This window comes from Leptospira interrogans (assembly GCF_900156205.1).
Lineage (GTDB): Bacteria > Spirochaetota > Leptospiria > Leptospirales > Leptospiraceae > Leptospira > Leptospira interrogans.
Genome location: NZ_FTNA01000013.1, coordinates 1 through 22,629, shown reverse-complemented (window position 1 = coordinate 22,629; position 22,629 = coordinate 1). Strand labels below are relative to the sequence as shown.

Here is a 22,629-nt window from a genome sequence, read left to right as displayed (position 1 = left end):
CATCATTCTAGCAACATTTCACCAATTCAGATCAAAATATGCCCAACCGAATGTTCTGAAACAAAACAAGATCTATTTATTCTAAATGAATTCGGTCTAAAAAATTAGAAAAATTTTTTCAGGCTCCTATCGTTTTTCTAAAATACTTAGGTAAAAGAATCGGTATCTATTCCAGAACAGTAGAGTAACATTCAAAATCGATTTAAATACCAAACATTGTAATAACCTCAATGGATGTACGTAATAAACACAAATCAAAACCTATAATATTTGATATTTATAATCCTCTTTTGCCTAAAAACATTGTATTTAAAATCAGCTATAAATTTCTATTTTATCGTTTTGTTATCAAATATTTTGAAAATAGAACTAAATCATAGAAATAAGAATAGATCGCGGAAAAAAGAACGGTTCCGTTTGTTATATTACTTCATCGTTGGTTGATCTAACTTTTATTTTTAAAATTTAGAGATAATCTCTTTAGTATTTCTATGTGTTTATTTTCTAAAAAATCTAACATTTTGCCTAAAAATACGTTTCTTTAGATATATTTTGTTGGAGGAATTACGACTATCGTATTGAATTCACATTTAACCTCATTTATAGAAAGCAAAACAACGCTTAGTTAGGTGAAAGATTTGTATACGTATCATTTTATCCGGTGATCAATTACTATCCGATATTAAAATTCAAAAATGTTAGAACTTACTAAAATTTTCCAAAAAATGTATATTTCTAATGACCAAATCTATTTTTAAGGTTGTAATAAAAAGGGCGTTCATTACATATTTTAGTAAATTTATAAAAAAGGATCTCTATTTAAAAATTGAGTCAACGTTGAGTATGGCAAATAAAATTATCACAATCCCTTTAGAAAATATAGATTTTTCTTCGCCGGGAAAACGACTCCGCTACGCTATAAAAAATATATTAGCGATGAATGATGAAGATTTTGCAACTTCGATTGGCAAATCTCAAAATTACATCAGTTATATTTGTAACGATAAACGTCCCTTATTGGATAAACTCGCGGCTGATATTGAAACTACACATGGTATTTCGGGTTTATGGTTGATCAAAGGACAAGGAAGTCCCGAAGTAAATTCTTCCCTAAACGAAAATTCAGGCACAGTTAAAAAAATGAAAAAAAGGGACTATCTTTGGAATAAAATATCTAACGATAAAGCGGAAGATATTTTGATCTCTTTCTATGATGACATTCCAAATGAAACTCGTAGTTTAATTTATCAGATGATCGTTGCGGTTTCCAAAAATAGTCGATATAGCTAAGATTTTTTTGAATTAAAAAAATAAACTAGAATCCGAAAACGTGTATCGTATACTTACTTGGAAAATCTTTCTACAGTATTTTACAAATTATAACTTTGTATCAAAAATTCCTTCATCCTTAAATCTAAAAGGAAATTAGAATTTTTTAAGTACCTTTTTTCTATCATCCCAAATTTTGCGTTTGCGCTGCATAATCATCGGCGAGACGAAATAGCCCCTTGCAAAAACATCAGTAGGATAATATAAATATTCTTTTCCATTTTCATCATATCGCCTAACGCCTAAATCCATATCAGCTCCATATTTCAATAAAACCCGAAACGATTCGATCGAAGTATCCTCATTTTTAGCATCTTTGATAGAAAGAATAAGAAGCGATTCCTGTTCTAAAACCTCCTGCAACCTACCATTTACCTTTATGTTTCTTTTAAATTCGAAAATCAGATTTGGACCCTCAAATATGAAACACCTGAATCATAATATCCATATCAGAAGCGAACTCATTAGATTCTTGGATGTTTTTTTCAATAAGATCCATCGCAGAAGATGTATCACTATTAGAAGCCTTCCAAAATAGATTCCGAATCGATTTTTTAGTCTCCAACGGAAACTCTTGAAAAGTCATTTCTAAAGCAGGAGAATAATAAGAGACTAATCCAGAAGAAATTGCTTTTTTCCAAAAATTATTTTTAAACTTCTCAACTAAATGCGGCTGATCTCCTATAAAGTTCTAATAAAAAAGCAATTCTATCACGCCAAAATCTAGGATCCTTAGTTATTGAGTTTTCTTCGAAAAACCGATGATCCAATAAATCGTAAATTTTTTCCCTATCTGAAAACGTATGCAAAACTTTTTTAAAAACTAAAGGATCGTACATGATAATCTCAGTAGAAAAACAAAGTTTCCAAACCTTATTATAGAATTATTTTTCTAAAACTGGATCTTTTCGAAATTCGTTATAAAGTATATTTAAAACTTGTCCCAAAACTTCAAAGAATCTTAGGCATCATTCTTTAGAAATTTTTAATAAAATATAGTAGTTTCCACAGATTAGATTGCATTTGGCAATTTACGAACTTTCGAGCAACTCTAATGTCGTTAAATTTTCGTTTTAGTTCCCACATTGGACGGTTTGGGACAAACTCTTAAAATTTCAAATCGATCGGATTGTAATTTCATATTTGATTCACTGCTGTAAAAAAGTGCAGGCAAATATTCTAATATACTAATTTTATTCCAGGAATAAACCCATCTCTCCTTTGGATACGTCCAATATTTGAATTCTTTTAAATCAGCTTCGATATGTGCATGTTCATAAGGAAGAAAATCCTCTTTTTGTAATTGTTGAATTTTTTTTCCAAAGCCACGACGTCGCAAGACTCTAAAAATTTTCGTAAAACAATTGGGTTTTTTTTCGGACGATTGATCTTAAAACATCATAGGAAGAGTTTTGTGTTCTAAAAATATATATGTTCTCGTTTCTTTTTTCGTAGTACCAATCTTCCGATCTCGGCCTACCAGACTTTACATATATGTAATAAGGGAGAGTTCCTGGCAATAAAATGGTGTCCAATACAAAAGACGATCAAGAATCGCCAAAATCCATCCGCCAAAACTACCAAGTTGGCCAAAAATTGTCCAACTTGGTCCTAATACAATTAGAGCGAAGTCATAAAAAGTTCCTTCATAAGGGAAATACTCTTTTTTCTCCTGAACGGAATAAACGATACTTCGGGTTGTCGTACAGCTTAAATTCAAAAAAATTAAAATCGAAATGACAATCTTCATTCAAATTATACTCGTTGCTCCAATTGAAAAACTGAGTAAAATCTTTTCTTAAAAAAGAAAAGATTATATATATTGAAGTTTACTATCCGTAATCTAACTTACCCTTTTAGTTTATAAATTATATCCAAACGTCCTCTTGTGCATATTACAGTAAAAATTTCTTATAAAAATTCCTATAAATTTTGAAACTACTTATATTTATCCTTATAAAGATAAACATACAAAAGCAATATTAGATAAACTGACTCAATTAGAGACGATAAAAATATACTAAAAAAGTTGGCGAGAGGATTTAAAAGAAATTCATTCTATAAATCAACAACTCTAATATAGTTGTTGAAAAATTTTATAGTGGAGATGAGTAAAATTGCTTCCACTGTCCATATTTTAATGCAACGGAAATAGATGGAGAATTAATTTTTCAACAACTTTAATATTTGATCCTTTTATTATGAAATCAAATATTATACTTTTTGAGATCAGCAGCAATTCGATCGTTAATCTGATGTTGTGCACATTCAACCGCAACCCGAATTGCACTCTGAACCGCAAGCGCATTGGATGAACCATGTCCGATCAGACAAATTCCGTCCACTCCTAATAAAAGCGCACCACCGTATTCGGCGTAGTCCAAACGTTTCTTAATAGCACCTAACGTAGGTTTCAAGAGTAAGGCTCCGGTTTGTGCAAGACTAGATTGTTTAATACTTTCACGTAAAACGTTAAAGATAGATTTAGAAAGGCCTTCGGTTGCCTTCAAAACGATATTTCCGATAAAACCGTCACAAACGACTACATCCACGTCCTTGCCACTTCCGTATAAATCTCTTCCTTCCACGTTGCCTACAAAGTTAATAGGAAGTTTTTTGATCATTTCAAAAGCCTTTAAGGAAACTGTATTTCCCTTTTTATCTTCTTCTCCGTTGGAAAGAATACCGACTTTTGGATTCAAAATATTGAATATTAGCTTTGAATAAATTTCACCCATCACCGCAAACTGCGCCAAATAATCTGGTTTACAATCTACATTTGCGCCCGCATCCACAAGCAACATAGGTGGACCATTTTCCTGAGGAATTGGTGCCGCGATAGGGGGGCGCAAAACCCCCGGAATTCTTCCTAAATACAAAAGAGCAGAAGCCATAGTAGCTCCTGTATTTCCGGGAGAAAACATTCCTACACAGGTTTTATCAGCTACAATTTGTGTTGCTTGAACAATGGAAGAATCCTGAAGAGTGCGCACAGCGATAGAAGGAGAATCATTCATATCGATGATCTCCGAAGCGTGTTGGATTCTTACTTTATTTGTGTCGTATTCGAATTTGAGGAGTATTTCCCCGATTTCTTCTTCTTTGCCGACTAAGACTACATTGGCACCATCTTGGTTTACGGCATTTACGGCGCCTTCAATGATTTTTTCCGGCCCGTAATCGCCGCTCATTACATCGACGGCGACCCACATCATAGAAATTAATTTTCTTCTTTAGGCTTCTTAACTTTCGGTTCTAAAACGATTCCGGTTTTATAAAATCCGCAAGTAGGGCAAATTCTGTGGGGAAGTCTATACGAATTACAATTGGGACAAGGTACCAAATTCGGTTTTCCGATGGCATGATGAGCGCGTTTTGTTCTAACTTTTGATTTCGATTTTCGTCTTTTAGGAACTGCCATTACTTTCCTCTTGGGAAATTGAATTGTTAGACTATCCTTTTTAGAGGTCTGTAATCCTCAACAATTATTTCGATCCAATACAAATAAGAATCCTTTTTGGAATCGAAAACAAGAAACTCCAAAAACGCAGACCACTTATAGACTACTACAAAAGCGATCAGAAGGCTCTGGCGACATCCAAGAGCGTGATTGGCACTTGAGAAAAGCATTCGTTAGTCTTCAATCCGCAATTTGTTAAATTTCTTCTGGGTTGCCTTAAACACAACTCAAACAAACACTTCTTATGGGTTCCGTTTTTAGATTTTAGAAAGAGAATCCATAAATTCAACCGCTTCTTTTCGTTTCCCGTAAAGAGAAGAACGATTGAAAACAAGACGAGCAGAGGATTCCAAAATTATGTCCAGCTCCTTGAGTCCGTTTGCCTTGAGAGTTCCTCCAGTAGAAACCAAGTCTACAATACAATCGGAAAGACCGACGAGAGGTGCGAGTTCTATACTTCCATAAAGTTTAAAAATTTCACAGGAAAGTCCTTTCAGAAAGAAAAACTCTCTCGCCAAATTTGGATATTTGGTGGCCACTCGAATCTTACGGTGATGCGCTTCTAAAGTAAAACCATTCGGGGCTGCAAGAGAAAGCCTACACTTCCCGATTTTTAAATCCAAAGGAGTCGCTAAATCATAACCACCTTCTTTTAAAACATCCCATCCGCTAATTCCTGCATCCGCTGCACATTGTTCCACATAAGTAGCAACATCTTGAGAACGTACAAGTAGAATTCGAATTTTTCCCTTTGGGTCGTTGTAAATCAATTCTTTGGAATTAGGATCGGGTTTAGAAGAAAGCCAACCCTTGGAGATCATCAAATCGATGCTCTCCTCAGCCAATCTTCCTTTAGGCAAAGCCAGAGTTAACATCAACCCTTCTGGTTGAGTTGTATTAGTAAAAACGTAGCGTATTGTTTTACAGTATTATAATCCGTAGCAGGAGTTTTAATCTCTTGATCCAAAACCTTTTTTAGAGATTCGGTCGCTTCCGCCTTTTTACCATTCTTCGCTTGAAGTCTACCAGTTTGATATAAACTCCAAGCTAAAAATCCATTGGCTTCTCTTGTGTTTGCAAGAAGATTTGCAGAGACACTAAAGTCTGTTTCGGCTAACGCTAAATTTCCTTCTCTTTCTCGGAGATTGCCCGCAAGATAAAAATAATACGCCTTTACTTCCGTGGGTTCTTCGATTTTTTTACCAGCCCACTCCAATTTATCTGCGGCTTTTTGAAATTCTCCGTTACGGGAATACAAATCGGAAAGAGTTTTTGCAAGCCTAAGTTCTAATTTTTTAGAAGAATACTGAGCGGAAATTTCTTCGTAAGCTTTGATTTTTTCTTTCAAATCAGTTGCTGGATTAGCACGAAATTTTTTTTCCAGAATTTCTAAAGCGATTGTTCCCTTTTCAAATTGAGAATCCTGATATTGAACATAGATGACTACAGCAAGAATAACTACTACTATCACTCCTGCGCCAATCAATACTTCCTTGATTCGAAAAGAAATTGCTCTGAAAAATTTAGTCAGAGCCAATTCTATTTTACTTCCTTGAAAATCCGTGTATGGATCGACTTTTACTTCTTTGGCTGTTTGACCAATCCCGTACCGTTTCATATCAATCCTTCATTCTAAGATTTTTTATCTGAGAGAAGTATTTAAGAAACTTCCTAAACTTTCTCGAGAAGGTGCATCCGAGGTTTTCAGATATTTAGACATTTCCTCTCTTTCCAAGGCCTTGTCAAAGTCCTTGATAGAAAGCGAAATCTTTTTGTTCTTCACATCCACCTTAATCACCGCAGTTTTTACGATTTCATCTGATTTGTATAATTCTGTCAGATTCACTTCTTTTCCATTTGGTACTTCAGAAATATGCACTAGTCCTTCGATTCCTGGAGCTACTTCCACAAAAATCCCAAATTCCTTAATGGACTTTACTTTCCCTTCTACGATCGTACCAACCGGATGTTCATTTCTAAAAATCTCGTATGGATTTTCCATTAACTGCTTGAGACCACAAGAAATTCTCTGAGCATCCAAGTTCACGTCTAAAATCATATATCTTACGGTATCACCTTTTTTAAGTTGAGAAGTAGGATTAGCCACCTTTTCATCCCAGGTAATATCGCTGATGTGTATAAGACCTTCAATTCCGTTTTCCACTTCCACAAAGGCACCGTATTTAGTGATACCGGTAATCACACCTTCTAAAACATTTCCTCTGCGGATTTCAGGACCAAGTTGATCCCAAGGATTCGGCTGTAATTGTTTCAGTCCTAAAGAAAGTCTTCTGTTTTTGAAATCTATATCTAAAACCAGAGCCTCTACTTCTTGACCTTTTTTTAATATATCTTTTGGTTGTGGTGGTTTTTTAGACCAAGCAAGTTCAGAAGTATGAATCAAACCTTCCAAACCTTCTTTCAATTCTACAAATGCTCCAAATTTAGTGAGGGAGGTAACAGTTCCTCGGATCACCATTTCTTTTTCCAAAGAACGTTCTGCCCAAACCCAAGGATCTTCGTAGAGTTGTTTTAAACCTAACGCGAGTTTGTTGTTTTCCTTATCAAGTTCAAGAATTACAAGTTCTACTTCTTGACCGACCTGAAAGTATTGTTTAAAAGGAGCATATTTTTTATAAGAAATATCTCTTTGGCGAAGAAGTCCGGTAACGCCGTCTACTTCACAAAAAACTCCAAAAGAAGCAATTTTACTTACGATCGCTTTTACTTTGTCTCCTACTTTCAGTTTTAAAAGAAGAGCATCCCATTTCTCTTCATTTACTTCGTCTAAAAGTTTTTTTCTGGAAACGACTCCGGAACGAGTACGGTCGTTGAGTTCTATAATCTTAAATTCAAGTTCTTTGTTTTTGAAGGTTTCCCCTTCTTTAAATTTATAACTGAGTTGAGAAGCCGGAAGAAAAAGTTCCACACCTTCCACGTTTACGATATAACCTTTACCTTTGATTTCGTTTACTAAACGACCGGTAACCTGATAACCGTTTTTAAAAGCTTCTTTTACAATTTCCCAACCTTTTCTTTGATCGGCTTCTTTTTTAGAAAGAATACAACCAGAATCCTGAGATTCTTTTCTTTTTACAATTGCGGAAACGTAATTCCCTCTTTCTGGGGCTTCGTCGAAATCTCCCCTGGGAATACGACCTTCTTGTTTGAGCCCTTCTATCGCCACATAAACGTAGTCGTTATCTACGGAGACGATTTTTCCTTCAACGACTTGATCTTTCCGGAGTTCCGGTTCTTCGTGTATTGATTGTTCCCACTGTTTGAATACTTCTGCAAAAGTGGACTTCTCTTCCTTGTTTGTCATGGGGCGTAGGCTACTCGGCTAATGGTATTGGATCCGTCTGGAAAATTAGGGGTCATTGATCCAGAATTTCGAGGATCTTGCTGATTACACTATTTTTAGAGAGAATATCAGTGTCAATTAGGATTGCATCCTTTGCTTGATAAAGAGGAGCAATTTCTCGCTCCATATCCGATTTATCTCTGAGAATAATCTCTTTTTCAATCTCATTCCGATCGGCAAAGATTCCCTGTTCTTGCAATTGTAAAAATCTACGCTCCGCTCTTACTTTCGAAGAAGCAGTCAGATAAAATTTAAATTTTGCATCTGGAAATACTTCAGTTCCAATATCTCTCCCATCCATAATCAATTTATGAAGTTTTGCGAGGGAATGTAGTTCTTTATTTACAAAATCTCTGTAAATTCTGCGGTTTGCTATATGTTTGATTTCTCTTGTAATTTCCGGAGTTCGTATTGCCAAAGAAACGTCCTCTCCGTCCAGTAAAATTCTGTTTTCATTTCCAGCCGAAAACTCGCATACAATTCGAATTTGTGATAAACTACGTTCCGCTTCCGATGTTTTTACCCATTCTTCAAAACGATTGTTAGGCGAAGTTTGATATAACCGAAAAAGGTATAAGGTCAAGGCCCTATAAAAAGCGCCCGTATCTAAATAATTAAATCCTATCTTTTCGGCGATTTGTCTTGCTACCGTACTTTTGCCAGAACCCGCCGGACCATCCAAAGCGATTACGTTTTCATTCATTGATACAACTCTCGAGTAACTTTTCAAAACCAGGAAAAGAAGTCTCAATCCAAGAAGTTTCGTCAATTTGGAGATCTAAACCGGAAAGCGTTTTAAAAATCAAAAAACTCATTGCAATTCTATGATCCATATATGATTGAATTGGAATTTTTTTTACAGTGGAAAGTCGAGTCCATACTTCCGAGGATTTTTTAGAAGTCCCATCAAACGAATATCCGTCCGTATATTCTTCTACTTCGATACCGAGTTCGCGAAAATTGGAAACCATCGTATGAATTCGATCCGATTCTTTGGCTCTGAGTTCTTCCGCATGACGAATTTCAAAACCACCTTCCGCAAAAAAACCCGCAACGGAAAGGATTGGTATTTCGTCTATAATCGAAGGAATTAAAGATTCTGGAATATTTGATTTTTTTAAATTAGAAGGATACGTTTTTAAATCCCCTACAGGCTCACCACATTCTATACGTTTGTTTTGGATTTCTATTTTTGCTCCCATCGATTGGAGCGCCGTTAAAATCCCCGTCCGAGCCGGATTGAGTCCTATGTTTTTAATGAGTAAATTTCCTTCTTTTGCCAAAACTCCGAGCACAAGAAAAAAAGCCGCAGATGAAATATCTCCTGGCACCCTAAATTCTCCACCGTTCAAAACGTAAGGAGGTTTAATTTTAAAATGCAAAGGGGAAATTTGTTCGATCTTGTTTCCTAAAAAACGAAACATGTTTTCGGTATGATCTCTGGATAATATATTTTCCGAATATTCCAAATCTGTTTCAGACGAAATCGCAGCCAGCATCAGACAGGATTTGACTTGTGCGCTCGCAATCGGGCTTTCATAACGAAATCCTTTTAATTTTTTTCCTTCGATTTTTAAAGGAGCGGTTTCTTTTTCCCCAAGCCCTACGATCGAAGCCCCCATAGAACTTAAGGGTTTTATAATTCTTCCCATAGGACGTTTTTTAAGCGAATTGTCTCCGGTTAAAGTAGCGTTTATACCGGGTAGTCCACAAATAAGTCCTGCGGACAATCGAATTCCAGTTCCTGCGTTTCCGAAATCCAAATCTACATTAGGCGAAACAAGTTTGTTTTTTCCAGGACTTTCAAATTCGTATTCTCCCGGTTTAACCTTTTGGACCTTTAATCCTAGTTTGGCGAATGCGGACATTGTATTCAAAGGGTCTTCTGCTTCTAAAAATCCGGTTACTTTGGATTTGCCTTTGGAAAGCGCCGCAAACAAAACGGAACGGTGAGAAAGTGATTTATCTCCCGGAACTTCTATTTCCCTGGATTTGAGTTTAGTTTTTTTTGGAATCATCCTGGTTCTTCAAAATAAAATCTCTAGATCTACGAGAAATTTCCATAAATCGTTCCCATTCTTCCGGATCTAGAGTATTTTTTGGATTCAATTTTTCTAATATAATATCAAGTCGATCCCTAAAGTCGGATAACGAACGAAAAATTTCGTCCTGATTAGAACCAAAAATAGCTGCCCACATTTTTGGGTTGGAACCTGCAATTCGAGTCATATCTCGAAACCCTCCTCCATTTAAAGGGATTGGGGAAAGATCCGTATAACGTTTTATCGTTTTTTGATTAGCTGCCCAATCCGCCATAATCGAAGAAAGTATATGAGGAGAATGTGATAGATACGATAGAATAGAATCGTGTTCCTCTGCAGAAATTTCTATCGTTGTAGTCCCGACAAATTTCCAAAAGTTTTTTAAACGATCCTGAATTCCCAGTTTTACATTTTTTGGAGAAGTCAAAATACAAAGTCGTCCTTCATATAACGACGAGTTTGCGAATTCAAGTCCAGATTCCTCTGAACCACACATCGGATGAGAAGAAATATAATTGTGTCCAGATGAAAAATGGGTCTCCACCGCATGAATGATTTCTTTTTTAGTGGAGCCTAAATCAGTGATAATTCCTGAAAAATCGGTGGGCAACTCGGAAATCAATTTTACCGTAAGATCTACTGGAACTCCAAATATAATAAAATCGTAATCTTTCCAACTTTGTGTAGAGCGAAATTCTTCCGAAGTTAAAATTTGATCCGCGGATTTTAAGGATTGTCCCTTTATTTTACTTTTAGTAGAACCTACAACCCCAGTGATAGATGCTGAAATCCCCTTTTGTTTAAGCGCCAAAGAAAGCGAAGCGCCCATCAGCCCCAATCCGTAAATTAAAATATTAGAAAATTCTAATTTCACAGGTTTTGCGGAGACATCGGATAAGAACCGAGTACTCTCAAAAAAATAGTATTTTCTTTCAGACCGGCGAGAACGTTTTGGATCGATGGATCCTTTTGATGACCGTGAAAGTCTATAAAAAAGTTATATTCCCAGGAGTTTCTTCTTGTGGGTCTGGATTCTATTTTGCTCAAATTGAGTTGATAATCAAAAAAAGGTTTTAGTACACGATAAAGTGCACCCGGTTTATCGGGGCAGGAAAAAACGATCGAAGTTTTATCATTCCCCGTAGGAGGACATTGATTTTTTCCTATGATCAAAAAGCGGGTAGTATTATCAGGAAGATCTTCGATAGATTCGCGAATCAGACTGAGCCCATAGATTTCCGCAGCGATGGAAGAAGCAACTGCGGCACAGGCGTCTTTTTTTTCCGCTACGATTTGAGCCGCTTTGGCAGTAGAAGAAGTTTCTACGATTTCTACGTGAGGAAGATTGGCGGCGATCCAATTTTTACACTGAGAATTGGCGATTTTGATTCCGTATAACGTTTTAATCTTAGAAAGATCATGTTCCAATCCAAGTAGGCTGATATTGATTCTTAAATAGTGTTCCGAGTAAATCAGAAGATCGGAAACTAAAAATTGGTCTAAGGTGGAGTTGACCAAACCTTCGCTGGAATTTTCCACAGGCACAACTCCGTAATCGATTTTATCGGTTTCTACGGCGCGAAAAACGTCTGGAATCGAATTGAACTCTAAAGCGTTGATCGAAGCTCCAAAACGAGAACGAACCGCCTGATTGGAAAAAGAACCTGCCGGTCCTAAATAACCAATCTCTAATCCTTTTTCTACGGAAATAGAACCGGACATGATTTCACGGTAAATTGCAAGCAACACTTTGTCTGGAAGTGGACCGGGGCTAAAAGACTTTATCTTTTCGTAAACTTCCTTTTCTCTATCTGGTCGGAAGACCGGCTCGTTTCTTTCTCTTTTAATCTCTCCGATCTTAGACGCAAACTCTGCACGAGTCTGGATAGACTTTACGATTTCTCGATCCAAAGAATCGATCTGATCTCTAAAGATTTTTAATTGCTGATCTAAATCACTCATCTTCGAGTAGATCATCCAAATTTTCGAATTTCAATTCTTTTACTTCCACAGGAGCAGGAAGATCCGATAGTTTATTCAATCCAAAATGAATCAAGAACTCTTTCGTAGTTCCATACAAGGCGGGTCTTCCAGGAACTTCTTTGTTTCCGACCGGTTTGATTAGCTTTTTAGAAATAAGAGACGTGACCATAGCCCGGGAAGAAACTCCTCGGATTTCGTCTATTTCTGGAAGTGTAATCGGTTGTTTGTAAGCAATGATAGCAAGTGTATCTAAACTAGACTTGGAAAGTTGTTCTCTTCTTTTTTCTTTAAAAATATTTCCGAGTAGTTCCGCAAAACCTTCGTTAGTTACAAACTGGTAAGCCCCGGCGATTTCTTTCAGTAAAAATCCACCGTTCTTTTCAGAATAATCTAAAATGAGTTCGTCTAAAATTTCACGAGCTTCTGTTTTTTCGATTTCCGCAGATTTGGCAATGCTAGCCAACTTTAGAGGTTCACCGGAAACGAATAATAAGGCCTCGATCAATCCTTTGATTGCTGTTCTGTCCCGTTCCAATGTCCCTCTACCAGAAATAAACGGATCTCTCCAAACAGTTTGTGTTGTTTGGCGCGTAAAATCCTCTGCTTACTTAGTTCCAGCAATGCCAGAAAAGTGGCAACGATTTCTGCTTTTTCCGGTTTTTCTCGTTCGAATAATTCCGGAAAAGAGATTTCTTTTTTTTCCCTAAGAGTGAAAAGTATTTTTTCCATTTTTTCTTCTACGGTAAAACGATGAGGCGCGGTAAGTAAGGTAGGAATTTCCGCCTCTACCGATTGAGATTCTAAAATTTCATGAAATGCAGAAATCAGATCTAAAAGAGAAACATCCAGCCAATTGTCTTCTTCATCCAAGGTAACGTTAGATTCTCTTCTAAAAACTCCTGTCTGAGTCTGATCCATTTCCGAAAGTTTTTTGGCAGTAAGTTGAAACTTTTTATGTTCTAAAAGTTTTTCTACAAGTTCAGGGGGAAGCGGAGGTTCATAGTCTTCCTCTTCAAATCCTGGGTCTGGTAATAAAGCTTTAGATTTTAGATAGATTAAATTAGCGGCCATTAAGGCGTATTCTGCGCTGAGTTCCAAAGAAAGAGTTTCTGAAATTCTAAGAAAACTTAAAAAATCCCGGGTGATGCGAGAGAGAGAAACATCAAAGATGTCTACCTTGTAACTTTCAATCAAACTCCAAAGGACGGATAAAGGACCTTCTGATAAACCTCCTTCCGAATTGTTCCATTGAACTACAAAGGACTTACCGGATTCTTCATTCTCCATTCAAAAGAAATCTACCTTTACGAGTTGAGCGCCTTATCCGCAGCTTGTTGCAATCTTTCTGGAGAAAAAGGTTTTACTACAAAATCCTTAACGCCCATTTTGATCGCTTTTGCGAGTAGATCCTCCTGGCCGAGCGCAGTTACCATGATGATTCTAGCCTTCGAGTCCATTTTAAAAATTTCCTGAGCGGCTTCGATCCCATCTTTTTCTCTCATGGTAATATCCATAGTAACCAGATCCGGTTTTAGAGTTTTATATTGTTCTACAGCAATATTTCCGTTTTCTGCTTCTCCCACGATTTCGTGACCGGTTTGGGTCAGTGCATCTTTTACCATGGTTCTCATAAATTTTGCGTCATCCACAACGAGAATTCTGGCCATATTAAATTCCTCTCTCTTTCAAAATGATTTGGATCCTATTGATGATTTCTGTAACAGGCTCAATATATTCGACGCCTCCCATCTCCACAGCTTGACGATTCATCCCATAAATAACAGAAGTTTGTTCGTCTTGTGCAATCGTAGAACCACCTATTTCTCTAACTCTTACGATCGCTGCAGAACCGTCTTTACCCATCCCAGTCATAATCACACCGATAATTCCGCTTTTATATTCTTCAATCGCGCTATCTAGAAGAACCTCGATGGAAGGTCTGTGTCCATTTACAGGGGCTTCCCTGTTCAGGGCAATCCATTTCCTCCCTCCTTTGGATTGAATGGAAAGATGTGCGTCACCCGGTGCCACATAACCAGTGTTCGGTTCTATCGGCTCACCATCCTCTGCTTCTTTTACTTTGATTTTTGCGTGATCGTTCAGCCTAGTCGCAAACGCTTTTGTAAAACCCGCGGGCATATGTTGAACGACTAAAATCGGTAAAGAAATGTCCGCTGGAATTCTGGAAAACACTTCTTGAAGGGCTCTAGGTCCTCCAGTGGAAGTACCTATACAAATGGCTTGAATCGGGGATTTTTTTAAATGCGATCCAGCTGGAACCTTTGAATAAGCCGGAGCCTTTTTTAAAAGATTTTGGGAAGGAATTTGTATTTTACTTTCGAAGTAAGCTAAAATTTTAGATTTTAAAATATTACCAATTTCTTCCGGATCGAATTGAAACACACTGGAAGGTTTCGGTACAAAATCAATGGCTCCATATTCCAAAGCCTTGAAAGTTGCTTCGGCTCCATTCTGAGTCAAAACGGAAAGCATAATGACAGGAATTCCTAATTTCTTTTTTTGAAGTTCATGAAGTGCCGTAAGGCCGTCCATAACCGGCATTTCTACGTCGAGTATAATCACGTCCGGATTCATCTTCTGAGCAAGATCAATACAATCCATTCCGGTTTTGCCGGTTGCGACAACATGGATCTTAGAATCTTTTTGGATCTGATCAGAGATGATATTTCTGACTAATAGAGAATCATCGATAATAACCGCACGAACCGGATTTGGAATCATCGAAATTAAAACCTCGGAATCAATTGAAGCAGTTCGTCAAAATCCGGAAGGAATAATAACACACCTAATAAATCGTTACCCTCGTGATTGAATTCAGTAAGCATACTTAAAAACTTGGTCCGCTCTGGTTTGACTACGTCCAAAACCTGCATAAAAGTTCCTTCCAAAAATTCTGGAACAGAAGGTGTAACGCTAGCCTTCGCCTTATTCGATATAGAGTTCATCACGGAAGAACAAACTATATTTGAAATTTCGCTTAACACAGATTTGGCGTCTTCGGTCAGTTTTTCCCCTGGAGAAGTTTCAGAACCCAAAAGTTCTTTGGCAAGATTTGCGGCATTTTCGCGGGAGAACATCATCAAGAGGTTTCCGTTCAGATCTCCGTTCATTCGAATTCTTAAACCGTAAAAATGATTTTCCGAAAAACGAATCTCTTCCGCGAGGCCATCTCTGTCGTTCATAATGATTTCCGGAATAAACAGATCAATATTCTTTTTCAAAAGTTGAGAAAGAACCATACCGGCGTTCATCATACCTGTATTGACCACGTTTTCTAATTTTTTAAGTTCTTCTTTAGATAAGGCGCCTTTAAAATCTTTAGAAGGAGCTACGGACATAGTTCTTTCTTTTTTTTGAGTTAAAAAACTTTCTATAATGGCCTTTGCTCGTTTTTGCTCGTCTTCGCTCGCGCTCTGATCTAATGCAATTTCTGTAATATGAGAACGATATTCTTCTTCTGAAGAAACGAACGGCTTTTTAGGATCTTCGGAAGAATACGATGTAATCGTAGGTGGCATTTGCGGATCTTGAGTTTCGGATTCGACAGGAAGAGGAAGTTGTTTTTCTTGAGGAGCTTTCATTTCAACACTAAGAGCCACAGCGGCGGCTAGTTCTTGTTCTCTGAAAACCTCTTCTTTTTCCGCGACGATCCGTTTTAGATCTCTAGACTTTTCAGTCTTTTTCTTTTTCAGACGTTCTCGATTTGTGATGTCGTGTAACTTGTGATTGTAGACGTTTGTAGGATTTGTAGTTTTTTGAATATAACGTTCTTCTTCTCTTTCCGCAGAATGAATCGAACCGATTCTTCTCATCGTTTCCAAATGATAGTGAACTACTGTGTCTACATCCTCCAACTCAGAAGCAATTTCTACGATCCCAGGAATATCCAAAACCATGATGATGGTTCCGTCTCCCATAATAGAAGCTCCGGTAAGCCCTCGAATATTTCTGAAATTTTTTTCCAAAGACTTAATCACTGTTTCGTGTTTACCTACAAGCTCATCCACCATAAATCCGATCTTACGACCTTTATATTGAACGATGACAACTGGAAATTCCTCACGATCTGTTTTATCTTGAAGACCTATGATCCGATTGAGTCTATAAATCGGAAGCACTTCGCCACGTAGGTTGATGATTTCGTTTCCTTCGAGAGTTGTAATCTGATCGTTGTGAATTTTAATTGTCTCATTAACTTCGGAAAGTGGAAAGGCATATACTTCTTCTTCCATGAGAACCAGAATAGAAGGAATGATCGCAAGAGCTTGTGGAAAGGAAAGTACAAAAGAAGTGCCCTGTCCTCGAACACTGTTGATAATGATTTTTCCTTTAAATTCCTGGATAAGATTATTTACTACATTCATCCCAACACCTCGACCAGAGATGTCTGTGATTTTTTCTGCAGTAGAAAATCCAGCTTGAAAGATAAATTGAAAGATTTCTTGTTCGGAAAGATTAGAAGCCTCTGTTGGGTTTACGAGTCCTTTTTCAATTGCCTTAGAGAGAATTTTTTCCGAGTCAAGACCACGCCCGTCATCTCGGATTTCCACCATAATATTACTTCCGCCCTGATAAGAATTCAGTTCCAAAGTTCCGGTTTCCGGTTTTCCTGCGCTCAATCTTTCTGCAGGAGTCTCAATTCCATGATCTACAGAATTACGAATGAGATGAAGTAGAGGTTCACCTAACGCATCTATGACTTTTTTATCGAGTTCAGTAGATTCTCCCGAAAGGACTAAATTTACTTTTTTGCCAGTTTCTAACGAAAGATCTCTTACAAGCCTAGAGAATCTTCTAAACACAGTAGAAATTTGGACCATCCGTATATTCATAATTCCGGATTGAAGTTCCTTAGAAATACGATTGATAAGATCGATTCTGGATTTGAGATCGTTGAATAGTTGATCTTCTCCAAAAATACGAATCAGGTCGTCATAGATTCTTTGAAAACCGGAATTTGTGATGATAAGCTCTCCTACGTTGTTCATCAACTGATCTAGTTTATCAGAAGATACTTTAATACTTTTTAATGTAACCTTAGACTCCGAAGCGGCCATATCGTCTTCGATCTTAAAATTTGCCGCGGCCGTTTCCTGAACAACTGGAACGTATTCTTGCACATCCAAAAATTCCACCATATCCACGTTAGCTGCGGTTTTGATTTGTTCGAAAGACTCAGAAGAAAGAAATAAAAATACAACGGAAGAAACATCTGATCCTTTTTCCAATTCTTCTAAATCTGGAATCGATTTATAAACTATTCCTAAATTCTTCAAGTTCTGAACGATTAAAGAAAAACGAAGTCCTTTCATCGGAGAATCTTTTCCAAGAGTCACCGAAATTTTCCAACACTTACCAGACTTACGGATTTCTTCCTCTAACTCTTTCACTTCTTCCGCTTCGAGACGAATTTCCAATCCACTGTAAGCCAAACTCGTAGCTTCCACAGATTTAACTACAGGAGGAGCCGCCTGACTTGAAGTTTCAGCAGGTTTAGATACAACAGCCGGTTGTGTAGAAACAGATGGAGCTGAGACATCCGAAAAGGAAGAAGGATCTTTTTCGTAGGAGTCCAACTTTTGAATCATGTCCATAAAAGGAGTATCAATCTTTTTGCCTTGGCTTACGTTAGCGATAACGTATTTGATCAGGTCAAAACATTGAAATAGAAGATTCACTAGAGGAAGTTTAACATCCAGTTTACCGTCTCGGATCAATTGAAGAAGGTTCTCCATTTTATGAGCAAGATCCGAAAGATTGTATAAACCAACAAATGCCGCCGAACTTTTTAAAGAATGTGCCGCGCGAAAAATATCGTTAATGATAGAAAGATTTTTATGATCCGCTTCTAGCTTAAGTAAGTTTGCATTTAGTTCCTCGATCTGATCTTCAGATTCTTCTAAAAATAATTCGGTATATTCTCCTAAAATTCCAGCCATTAGATAACCTCCTGTTCAAAGTTGATCAGGACAGATAAATTTAAATTGAGTATCAAAGTTTCGTCTGCCTGGCTGACAGATTCTATCAAAGAACTATAATTTAGAGAAAGATCATCCGTAGCTTTACTGACTTTGTCGAATTGAATTTTTACCACTTGTCTTACCGTATCGACTAAAATTCCGGCTCGTTTATCCTCGTGCACTACTACGATAATTCGAGTAGAAGGCATAATGTCGCTATATCCGATTCCAAAAACCTGCTTTAAATCTAAGATCGGAATGATCTCCCCCCTAAGATTAATCACACCTAAAATATAATCGTCTCCGTTTGGAATTCTAGTGATCGGGACCGGTTTTAGAATTTCGTGGATTTTTAGAATATCGATTCCGAAAATCTCCTCTTCTACGTTGAAAGTTAAATATTCCTTTTGAGATTCCGTAGTTTTATCCGCTTCTAAGGATTCAAGGTATTGTCTATTATCGAATGAGGTCATAATGTTACCTAGCGGCTCTCCATAAAAATCCAGAATCAATCTATAAAACGGATCGTAATTTGTTTTTCAAGAACAATCGAAAGAAAGAGTTTACTAAACCTAAAAATTCTTACATTTTTCCAAAAGCGAAACTTTTTTTCAATAGAACTTGAGTCACACAACACCCAATCGGTTAACATAACCCGAAAATCGATCTTATGTCCAACGGTTCTAAAAACTTTAACGGATGTTCATAAAATCTGTCGTTAGCACTTAAAGTATCAAAACTTAAGAGATAACATAAGATGTAAATCTTTTGGGAATCGTACTTTCACGTTTTTAGTTCATCCTAAAGATTTATCAAAAAGAAGCAATCTTTAAGACGAAGAAATCCGACTCAACCAAAGTAAACATCAGATTTCATCCTACTATTTTTTTAATCTTAAAAAAGAATAAACCAAAGAAAGGGAATCGTAAAACTCCAAAAATGAAAAGATAGATCCAATTCTTTTTACCTAGAAATCTTTCGAACACCATTCTCGGTCAAATTCAACTTAAGTTTCACACTCGACTGACATTTTGTTACTGAACTGCCGCAGATATAAATAGACAAGATTTTAGCGTTTTTTCAGACGATTTGATAAATTTTTTTCTCTGTAACTATAGTACCTACTCTTATGTCATGATCTTCCTTTGCAAAACTTGCCGGAAAAAGTTCTTCATAAGTAAGTCCAATCAACTTTGTAAAATCCATTTCGAAAAGGGTTCTATCATAAAAACCTCCACCACGTCCTAAACGATAACCAAGTTGATCATAACCTAAGGCAGGAACTATGATCCATTCTGCATCTTTAAAATTCAGAGTTTTAGTTCCTTTAGGTTCCAAAATTCCAAAGGGGCCGCTTTCCCAAGCTTCCGGAAGAATAAACTCCAATTTTTCGTCTTGGATCCTTGGGAAATAAATTTCTTTTCCAGAATGCTCCCAACCTAAAACTTTTGGATCCACCTTTACTTCCCATTTATCAGGAGAGTAAGCTATGATCTTTCGAGCATCGAATGTAATTTCTTTTAAAAATTCGAGAATAGCGAGGTCTTTTTTTTCCCTTTCTTCTAATAGGGTAAGTAAAGTTCGAAGTGCGTTTCTAGACTGAAGTTTCAAAGAGGATTACTTTTTAAACAAAAGAAAAATCAAAGATCTCCAATGATTCCTTCTTCTAACATCATAATGAGTTTACGAGTTTTTTCTTCTAGTTCTACCTCTCCGATTTTGGTAGAAACAGAATTAGGTTCGTCTTTGATTTCTTTTGCTTGGTGCAATTCATCTGCAAAATTGAGTGCAGCCAAAATAGCAAGTTTCTGTTTAGAAGCGCCAGGCATTCCAGCCCCAAGTTCTCTGAGTTTACGATCTACTTCTTCCGATAGAGAATAAATATAATCTTCTTCGGCTTCGCTGAGGATCGTATATTCCTCTCCGAGGATTCTGACTTTTGCCCTACGGAGGTCCATTACAAACTCAAGCTTTAGGATCATCCTCGATGATTAGAAAATCATCGTCTTCATCCGCATCAAATACGCTGATTGAATCTTCATCGTCCTCGATAATAATATCCTCATCTTCATCCAAGGCCAATTCAGATTCCTGATCATCGGAAATTTCAATGATTTCGTCGTCTTTTTCAGGCACTTCTGTAATAAGCGAAATATCATCATCATCTTCATCGAGAAGAATGATTTCATCGTCTTCTCCAAATTCATCTTCGGCAGAAGCGGTTTCTTTTACTACATTGGAGGTGGAGGAAGCTGGTGTAGTTGCAGCAGCAGGACCAGAGACACCATATTGAGGTGAAGCAGGAGTATGAGAAGTTGCAGGTAAGGAATCCAATCTTCCTAGGAGTTGATTGATTTTTCCTTCTAGTTTTCGTTCTCTTTCTTTGAGATCATTCAATTCGTTTGTAGTTTTTTGTAATTGTTCTCTCAGAGATGAAAGTTCTTTTTCTTTCTCCTCCATCGCCAGTTTCATCTGGTCGTTTTCCGCTCGGAGGGTTTCGTTTTCGGATTCTAATCTACCATTTTCAGCGCGAAGATCAGCGATGAGTTCGAGGGCTTTTACGACCTTGCTTTCTAATTCTTCAATGGTCTCCATAGTAAGCATAACCTGATTCTCCCTTAAAAAACATTCTCTGAAAACGAAAAAAGGCCCTGTAAATTACAGAGCCGTCGATTTTAGTAAAGCTGCTTGTTATCCAGCTACTTTAATTTTTTCAACCAAGGAATTAAATACTTCTCTATCGTTGAAAGCCAGTTCTGCCAAAGACTTACGATCCATATGAATCCCCAATTTCTTAAGGGAATTCATAAATACAGAATAAGACAAACCATTTTCTCTCGCAGCGGCGTTAATTCTGATAATCCAAAGTTTACGAAAATCTCTTTTTTTTGCTCTGCGATCTCTGTAGGCCCACTGCCCCGCTTTCATCACAGCGCTTTTGGCCGTTCTATAAAGTTTAGAACGAGCACCGCGGAATCCTTTTGCGTCTTTTAAGATTCTTCTTCTTCTATTTTTGTGGATAGTTCCATTGACCGCTCTAGGCATTATCTTACTCCATAAGGCATTAATCTGACAATAGATTTCCAGTCAGAGTTATGAACCAAAGTCAAACCACGAAGACGTCTTCTTCTTTTGGGTCCTTTTTTGGTCAAGATGTGACGGGTATTCATACTTTTACGTTTGATTTTGTTGTTTTTTGTGAACTTGAAACGTTTTGCAGCGGCTCTGTTCGTTTTCAACTTTGGCATCTTATCTACCTTTGAATTCCTTTTTTCGGAAATTATTTCGGATTAATGATTACTACGATCTGTTTTCCGTCCTGAATCGGATCCCTTTCGGCGGTTCCGTGTTCTTTCAGGTCTTCTATCATTCTATAAACTACTTTCATTCCGAGGTCAGAATGCATCATTTCTCTACCTCGAAACCGGAGACTGACTTTTACTTTGTCTCCTTTTCCCAGAAACTCCTGCGCGTGTTTCTTTTTAATTTCGTAATCATGGCTTTCAATTCGAGGGCGAATCTTAATTTCTTTTACATTGATTACGTGTTGTTTTTTCTTTGCTTCTTTACTCTTTTTAAGTAACTCGAATTTATACTTTCCGTAGTCTATAATCTTACAAACGTGAAGTTCCTGATCCGCTGATACTTCTACTAGATCTAAATTTTCCTCTTTTGCTTTTCTGAGTGCTTCTTCAAAAGATACGATCGCTACGCCGTCATCCGACACTAAGCGAACCCTGGAAACGCCTGTTATTTTCTCATTGACTCTATGATTAAAAAGCTTATCGGTTGCTGATTTTTGACTCGGTTTCCTCTGCATTCATTCTCCGGCTAGATTTCCAAGGTTTTATCCTTAAGCGCGTTTTCAAGCGATTTTTGACTCCATTTCGGTGAAAGGAAGCTTTATTGCAAGTCGATTTTACGTTACTACTTTAGTGAATGAGCTTTTGAATTTTCTAAAACACATAAAGTTCTTTATCTCAGTTATTAGATTTGGAAGTTGAATGGGAATTGATTTGGCTGTTGTTACGACCAATATAATTTAACTTGAGTTTGTAGAAGAATCCATGATTCATTTTTTTAAAAAAAGTTGGAATCTGAGCTTTGTAAATCATTTTTAAAATGTGGGAACTACCACAAATCACAATTTTATGATCCAATTGTAAAATTGTAGGAACTCATACTTTTAGAAAATTCTTTCTTATTTTCTGATACCAAACTCACGTTAAAATCTAGTTCAAAGAACTACTATAAAATAGATTTTTCATTTTTATCATGACTACAAAATGGAAATCTTATGCAAAAATTTGCTTGGACAACAATTCTTTTTGGATTTTATAGAGATCTCCTAAATGTTTTTCATTTCTAAATGTTAATTCTATTCTGAAAAACTTCCTTTAAAAATAGGCGAATATAATTATTTCCTAATTTCGCTTGTGTTTTAAATATGAAACTCGTTTTTATAATACT

Annotated in this window: 28 protein-coding genes; 1 reads left to right on the top strand and 27 read right to left on the bottom strand. The window is 36.9% G+C overall.

The window, feature by feature from the left end; translation table 11 throughout:
* The first annotated feature begins 843 nt into the window (after nucleotides 1-843).
* Nucleotides 844-1,290, top strand: a complete 447-nt coding sequence (locus BW942_RS11760; RefSeq protein ID WP_001284494.1) for a transcriptional regulator — start codon at nucleotides 844-846, stop codon at nucleotides 1,288-1,290.
* 135 nt (nucleotides 1,291-1,425) lie between these two features.
* Here the strand turns inward: BW942_RS11760 and BW942_RS11755 are convergent, their stop codons facing one another.
* From BW942_RS11755 to infC, 27 genes are all read right to left on the bottom strand, one after another.
* Nucleotides 1,426-1,692: a hypothetical protein gene (locus BW942_RS11755; RefSeq protein ID WP_001158645.1), complete on the bottom strand. Its 267-nt coding sequence runs from the start codon at nucleotides 1,690-1,692 to the stop codon at nucleotides 1,426-1,428.
* A 52-nt stretch (nucleotides 1,693-1,744) separates the two neighbouring features.
* On the bottom strand, nucleotides 1,745-1,894 hold the full coding sequence (locus BW942_RS21490) for a hypothetical protein (protein ID WP_002079741.1): 150 nt from the start codon (nucleotides 1,892-1,894) through the stop codon (nucleotides 1,745-1,747).
* A 94-nt stretch (nucleotides 1,895-1,988) separates the two neighbouring features.
* A complete protein-coding gene (locus BW942_RS11750; protein ID WP_000272228.1) occupies nucleotides 1,989-2,168 on the bottom strand; it encodes a hypothetical protein in 180 nt (59 codons plus the stop codon).
* A 221-nt stretch (nucleotides 2,169-2,389) separates the two neighbouring features.
* A complete protein-coding gene (locus tag BW942_RS11740; protein WP_001254329.1) occupies nucleotides 2,390-2,668 on the bottom strand; it encodes a hypothetical protein in 279 nt (92 codons plus the stop codon).
* Nucleotides 2,669-2,815: 147 nt separating this feature from the next.
* Nucleotides 2,816-3,079, bottom strand: coding sequence for a hypothetical protein (locus BW942_RS11735; protein WP_000706575.1), 264 nt, complete (start codon nucleotides 3,077-3,079; stop codon nucleotides 2,816-2,818).
* A 457-nt stretch (nucleotides 3,080-3,536) separates the two neighbouring features.
* Nucleotides 3,537-4,544 (bottom strand): phosphate acyltransferase PlsX, encoded by a 1,008-nt coding sequence (gene plsX, locus BW942_RS11730; RefSeq protein ID WP_000990052.1) that lies wholly within the window; start codon nucleotides 4,542-4,544, stop codon nucleotides 3,537-3,539.
* A 5-nt stretch (nucleotides 4,545-4,549) separates the two neighbouring features.
* Nucleotides 4,550-4,750: a 50S ribosomal protein L32 gene (rpmF, locus tag BW942_RS11725; RefSeq protein WP_000290471.1), complete on the bottom strand. Its 201-nt coding sequence runs from the start codon at nucleotides 4,748-4,750 to the stop codon at nucleotides 4,550-4,552.
* A 26-nt stretch (nucleotides 4,751-4,776) separates the two neighbouring features.
* On the bottom strand, nucleotides 4,777-4,959 hold the full coding sequence (locus tag BW942_RS11720) for a hypothetical protein (RefSeq protein ID WP_000899440.1): 183 nt from the start codon (nucleotides 4,957-4,959) through the stop codon (nucleotides 4,777-4,779).
* Nucleotides 4,960-5,046: 87 nt separating this feature from the next.
* Complete coding sequence (hisG, locus tag BW942_RS11715; protein WP_000956489.1) at nucleotides 5,047-5,664, bottom strand: ATP phosphoribosyltransferase; 618 nt, start codon at nucleotides 5,662-5,664, stop codon at nucleotides 5,047-5,049.
* Nucleotides 5,664-6,407 carry a tetratricopeptide repeat protein gene (locus BW942_RS11710; RefSeq protein ID WP_000833112.1) on the bottom strand — a complete coding sequence of 248 codons (744 nt, stop codon included), beginning with the start codon at nucleotides 6,405-6,407 and terminating at the stop codon, nucleotides 5,664-5,666. The genes hisG and BW942_RS11710 overlap by 1 nt, the downstream gene beginning before the upstream one ends.
* 24 nt (nucleotides 6,408-6,431) lie before the next feature.
* The gene (locus BW942_RS11705) at nucleotides 6,432-8,114 is read right to left on the bottom strand and encodes a 30S ribosomal protein S1 (RefSeq protein ID WP_000182263.1); all 1,683 of its coding nucleotides are present in this window, start codon (nucleotides 8,112-8,114) and stop codon (nucleotides 6,432-6,434) included.
* Between the two features lie 52 nt (nucleotides 8,115-8,166).
* Nucleotides 8,167-8,856: a (d)CMP kinase gene (gene cmk / locus BW942_RS11700; protein ID WP_001005055.1), complete on the bottom strand. Its 690-nt coding sequence runs from the start codon at nucleotides 8,854-8,856 to the stop codon at nucleotides 8,167-8,169.
* Nucleotides 8,849-10,171: a 3-phosphoshikimate 1-carboxyvinyltransferase gene (aroA, locus tag BW942_RS11695; RefSeq protein ID WP_000612432.1), complete on the bottom strand. Its 1,323-nt coding sequence runs from the start codon at nucleotides 10,169-10,171 to the stop codon at nucleotides 8,849-8,851. Before aroA ends, cmk begins: the two co-directional genes overlap by 8 nt.
* Entirely contained in the window at nucleotides 10,152-11,069 is a 918-nt protein-coding gene (locus BW942_RS11690; protein WP_000763025.1) for a prephenate dehydrogenase, read from the bottom strand. The genes aroA and BW942_RS11690 overlap by 20 nt, the downstream gene beginning before the upstream one ends.
* Complete coding sequence (gene pheA / locus BW942_RS11685; protein ID WP_001281293.1) at nucleotides 11,066-12,157, bottom strand: prephenate dehydratase; 1,092 nt, start codon at nucleotides 12,155-12,157, stop codon at nucleotides 11,066-11,068. Before pheA ends, BW942_RS11690 begins: the two co-directional genes overlap by 4 nt.
* On the bottom strand, nucleotides 12,150-12,713 hold the full coding sequence (gene scpB / locus BW942_RS11680) for an SMC-Scp complex subunit ScpB (RefSeq protein WP_000439024.1): 564 nt from the start codon (nucleotides 12,711-12,713) through the stop codon (nucleotides 12,150-12,152). The genes pheA and scpB overlap by 8 nt, the downstream gene beginning before the upstream one ends.
* Nucleotides 12,680-13,465 (bottom strand): segregation and condensation protein A, encoded by a 786-nt coding sequence (locus tag BW942_RS11675; RefSeq protein ID WP_000426654.1) that lies wholly within the window; start codon nucleotides 13,463-13,465, stop codon nucleotides 12,680-12,682. The genes scpB and BW942_RS11675 overlap by 34 nt, the downstream gene beginning before the upstream one ends.
* A gap of 17 nt (nucleotides 13,466-13,482) precedes the next feature.
* Nucleotides 13,483-13,845: a response regulator gene (locus tag BW942_RS11670; protein ID WP_000101124.1), complete on the bottom strand. Its 363-nt coding sequence runs from the start codon at nucleotides 13,843-13,845 to the stop codon at nucleotides 13,483-13,485.
* A gap of 1 nt (nucleotide 13,846) precedes the next feature.
* On the bottom strand, nucleotides 13,847-14,920 hold the full coding sequence (locus tag BW942_RS11665; protein WP_000612786.1) for a protein-glutamate methylesterase/protein-glutamine glutaminase: 1,074 nt from the start codon (nucleotides 14,918-14,920) through the stop codon (nucleotides 13,847-13,849).
* A gap of 5 nt (nucleotides 14,921-14,925) precedes the next feature.
* A complete protein-coding gene (locus tag BW942_RS11660; RefSeq protein ID WP_000907362.1) occupies nucleotides 14,926-18,138 on the bottom strand; it encodes a chemotaxis protein CheW in 3,213 nt (1,070 codons plus the stop codon).
* The gene (locus tag BW942_RS11655) at nucleotides 18,138-18,632 is read right to left on the bottom strand and encodes a chemotaxis protein CheW (RefSeq protein WP_000200285.1); all 495 of its coding nucleotides are present in this window, start codon (nucleotides 18,630-18,632) and stop codon (nucleotides 18,138-18,140) included. Before BW942_RS11655 ends, BW942_RS11660 begins: the two co-directional genes overlap by 1 nt.
* A 607-nt stretch (nucleotides 18,633-19,239) precedes the next feature.
* Complete coding sequence (locus BW942_RS11650; RefSeq protein WP_000776292.1) at nucleotides 19,240-19,770, bottom strand: 5-formyltetrahydrofolate cyclo-ligase; 531 nt, start codon at nucleotides 19,768-19,770, stop codon at nucleotides 19,240-19,242.
* Between the two features lie 29 nt (nucleotides 19,771-19,799).
* Nucleotides 19,800-20,117: a cell division protein ZapA gene (locus BW942_RS11645; RefSeq protein WP_000365849.1), complete on the bottom strand. Its 318-nt coding sequence runs from the start codon at nucleotides 20,115-20,117 to the stop codon at nucleotides 19,800-19,802.
* Between the two features lie 7 nt (nucleotides 20,118-20,124).
* Nucleotides 20,125-20,763 (bottom strand): hypothetical protein, encoded by a 639-nt coding sequence (locus BW942_RS11640; RefSeq protein ID WP_000957005.1) that lies wholly within the window; start codon nucleotides 20,761-20,763, stop codon nucleotides 20,125-20,127.
* Nucleotides 20,764-20,850: 87 nt separating this feature from the next.
* Complete coding sequence (rplT, locus tag BW942_RS11635) at nucleotides 20,851-21,204, bottom strand: 50S ribosomal protein L20 (RefSeq protein WP_001136837.1); 354 nt, start codon at nucleotides 21,202-21,204, stop codon at nucleotides 20,851-20,853.
* Nucleotides 21,204-21,407, bottom strand: coding sequence for a 50S ribosomal protein L35 (gene rpmI, locus BW942_RS11630; RefSeq protein ID WP_001125262.1), 204 nt, complete (start codon nucleotides 21,405-21,407; stop codon nucleotides 21,204-21,206). The genes rplT and rpmI overlap by 1 nt, the downstream gene beginning before the upstream one ends.
* Before the next feature lie 32 nt (nucleotides 21,408-21,439).
* Nucleotides 21,440-21,979, bottom strand: a complete 540-nt coding sequence (gene infC, locus BW942_RS11625) for a translation initiation factor IF-3 (protein WP_001189133.1) — start codon at nucleotides 21,977-21,979, stop codon at nucleotides 21,440-21,442.
* Nucleotides 21,980-22,629 lie beyond the last annotated feature (650 nt).